This is a genomic window from Luteimonas sp. FCS-9 (assembly GCF_001014645.1).
Taxonomy (GTDB): domain Bacteria; phylum Pseudomonadota; class Gammaproteobacteria; order Xanthomonadales; family Xanthomonadaceae; genus Luteimonas.
Genome location: NZ_LASZ01000042.1, coordinates 1 through 3,100, shown reverse-complemented (window position 1 = coordinate 3,100; position 3,100 = coordinate 1). Strand labels below are relative to the sequence as shown.

The 3,100-nt window shown below is 63.5% G+C and carries 2 protein-coding genes and 2 rRNA genes; 1 reads left to right on the top strand and 3 read right to left on the bottom strand.

Annotation, left to right across the window (positions count from 1 at the left end; translation table 11 throughout):
- The coding region (locus WQ56_RS17375) for a UdgX family uracil-DNA binding protein (protein WP_047138396.1) at window positions 1-585 on the bottom strand (585 nt) is incomplete at its 3' end.
- 104 nt (window positions 586-689) lie between these two features.
- Here WQ56_RS17375 and WQ56_RS17370 point away from each other — a divergent pair.
- Window positions 690-1,031 (top strand): LysR family transcriptional regulator, encoded by a 342-nt coding sequence (locus WQ56_RS17370; protein ID WP_047137810.1) that lies wholly within the window; start codon window positions 690-692, stop codon window positions 1,029-1,031.
- A 790-nt stretch (window positions 1,032-1,821) separates the two neighbouring features.
- Here WQ56_RS17370 and rrf read toward each other — a convergent pair.
- Window positions 1,822-1,935, bottom strand: a 5S ribosomal RNA gene (gene rrf, locus WQ56_RS17365).
- A gap of 159 nt (window positions 1,936-2,094) precedes the next feature.
- Window positions 2,095-3,100: ribosomal RNA gene (locus WQ56_RS17360) — 23S ribosomal RNA — on the bottom strand; the annotation flags it as partial.

Below are 3,100 nucleotides of genomic sequence, written 5' to 3'. Positions count from 1 at the left end.
AGGTGACCGCATGCGCAGCAGCGCGGCCGGATGCCAGGTCGCGAGCGCGGGCCGCGCGTTGGGCAGGGTCTGCCAGACACCGCGCTGGGCCGTGACGCGGAAGGCGTTGCCGAACAGCGTCTGCGCGGCCATTGCGCCCAGCGCGACGACGACCTCGGGCGCGATGCGCGCGAGCTCCGCGGCGAGCCAGGGCCGGCAGGCGGCCTGCTCGGCGGCGTTGGCGCGTTGGTGCAACCGGCGCTTGCCGCGCGGCACGAACTTGAAGTGCTTCACCGCATTGGTGAAGTACACGGAGGCGGCATCGATGCCGACCTGCGCGAGCGTCTCGCGCAGCAGCTGTCCAGCAGGACCGACGAACGGCGCCCCAGCGAGATCCTCGCGGTCGCCTGGCTGCTCGCCGATCAGCACCAGCCGCGCGGCGGCGCGCCCGCGGCCGAACACGGTCTGGGTCGCTGGACGCCACAGGGGGCAGGCGCGGCACCCGGCGGCTTCGGCGCGGAGTCGCGACAGCGCACCGGTCGGGATCGCATCCACGGGCTTGGCCATCCACGACGAGGCGACCGGGCCTGGCGGTTCGACAGACATGGCCCCCACCCTCGCAATGGACGCGTCGGCGGACGGTGAGGAGCCGGCGAAGGGTTCGGCGCGCGTCGCTTCTACGCGGTCGTGTAGTCCACTAAGCTGGTCGGATGCGCGAACGCCTCGATTTCCAGCTGCGGATCCGTCTCGATGCCATCATGCTCGGGCCGGGCAAGGCGGACCTGCTCGACGGGATCCGCGAGACGGGCTCGATCTCGGCCGCGGGACGACGCATGGCGATGAGCTACCGGCGGGCGTGGCAGCTGGTCGAGGAGATGAACCTCTACTTCGGTGCGCCGGTGGCGGCGACGCTGACCGGCGGCAAGGGCGGCGGCGGGGCGGCGCTGACGCCTTTGGGGGATCAGGTCCTGGCGCTCTACCGCAGCATGGAGGCGAGCTGCCGGGACGCGATCGCAGACGATCTGGCACAACTGCGCCGTCTGCGCCGCTGAAGCGATGTCACAAGCGCCTGGCGGACGCCGTTAGAGGCGTTCTGACATCCCTACCGCGATTAGCGGCGAGGGAGTTCGACTTCGGACGGGCAGCCGCCTGCCGGCCGGAAGCCGCTCTTCCCTCGGTCAGGACATCCTGTCCTGACTCGGGCGCGCACCATCCATGGCGCGCTTGACGCGGCCACCGGCCGCCAGTCTGCTGCTCTGGGGCGTTTGCAACTCGTCTTCGGGAAGCCCAGCGCCGTTCCTTCAACAAAGCTGCGGACCTTCAACCTCATGTTCGGCGACTGCGAGGGCGGAATAGGCGAGCGGAGGTCGTTTGTGCTGCACTTCCTCGCGACCTCAGCAATGCCCGCACGCGGCGCGAGGCTGCAGAGCACGCAGGTTGTTCTGACTCAGGCGCCCGCCCGCTCCGCTCCGCGAATCGCTCCGGCCCGTCGCAAAACCGGGGTCAGAGTGCAATTTCGCGGCTCGAAATTGCACTCTGACCCCGGTTTTCGATTCAACTTCGATGGACGGGCCACGCTTCTTCGCCGAAGTCGCACGCCTAACGTCCGCAGCAGCGGACTGGCGCTCGGTGGCTGCGTCGAGTGCGCCATGGATGGCGCACGCCCGAGTCAGGACAGGATGTCCTGACCGAGGGAAGAGCAGCTACCGGGCGACAGGCCGTTGCCCTTCCGAAGGGTTCACCAACGCGTCCACCGGCCGGTGGACCGCTGCCGGCCCGAAATAAAACGCAGCGCAAAGAAAAACCCCCGCCGGAAGCCCGGCGGGGGTTTTGGGGTAAAGACCCTGGCGATGACCTACTCTCGCATGCTAGATGCACACTACCATCGGCGCATGTACGTTTCACTTCCGAGTTCGGAATGGGATCGGGTGGTTCCATACAGCTATTGTCACCAGGGAGAGGGTGGAGGGTCGCGGTTGGGTCCGGTGATCGACGGATGTCGAGGACGGACCGATCGCGCTCACGCTCTCGTAGGTTGGGAAGTAGCGAACATTGGGACGACGTTACGTGTCGTGGGCCAAGGATGCTTCGGGTTGCGAAGCAACTTGAGGTTATATGGTCAAGCCACACGGATCATTAGTACTGGTTAGCTCAATACATTGCTGTACTTACACACCCAGCCTATCAACCACCTGGTCTTGATGGTTCCTTCAGGGGAGTCAAGCTCCCGGGAGATCTCATCTTGAGGCGCGCTTCCCGCTTAGATGCTTTCAGCGGTTATCGCTTCCGAACATAGCTACCCGGCAGTGCCACTGGCGTGACAACCGGAACACCAGAGGTTCGTCCACTCCGGTCCTCTCGTACTAGGAGCAGCCCCTCTCAAATCTCCAACGCCCATGGCAGATAGGGACCGAACTGTCTCACGACGTTCTGAACCCAGCTCGCGTACCACTTTAAATGGCGAACAGCCATACCCTTGGGACCGACTACAGCCCCAGGATGTGATGAGCCGACATCGAGGTGCCAAACACCGCCGTCGATATGAACTCTTGGGCGGTATCAGCCTGTTATCCCCGGAGTACCTTTTATCCGTTGAGCGATGGCCCTTCCATACAGAACCACCGGATCACTAAGTCCTAGTTTCCTACCTGCTTGATCCGTCGATCTTGCAGTCAAGCACGCTTATGCCTTTGCACACAGTGCGCGATGTCCGACCGCGCTGAGCGTACCTTCGAGCTCCTCCGTTACTCTTTGGGAGGAGACCGCCCCAGTCAAACTACCCACCATACACGGTCCCCGATCCGGATAACGGACCTAGGTTAGAACGTCAAGCACGACAGGGTGGTATTTCAAGGTTGGCTCCACCCCAGCTGGCGCCAGGGTTTCATAGCCTCCCACCTATCCTACACAGACGAACTCAACGTTCAGTGTAAAGCTATAGTAAAGGTTCACGGGGTCTTTCCGTCTTGCCACGGGAACGCTGCATCTTCACAGCGATTTCAATTTCACTGAGTCTCGGGTGGAGACAGCGCCGCCATCGTTACGCCATTCGTGCAGGTCGGAACTTACCCGACAAGGAATTTCGCTACCTTAGGACCGTTATAGTTACGGCCGCCGTTTA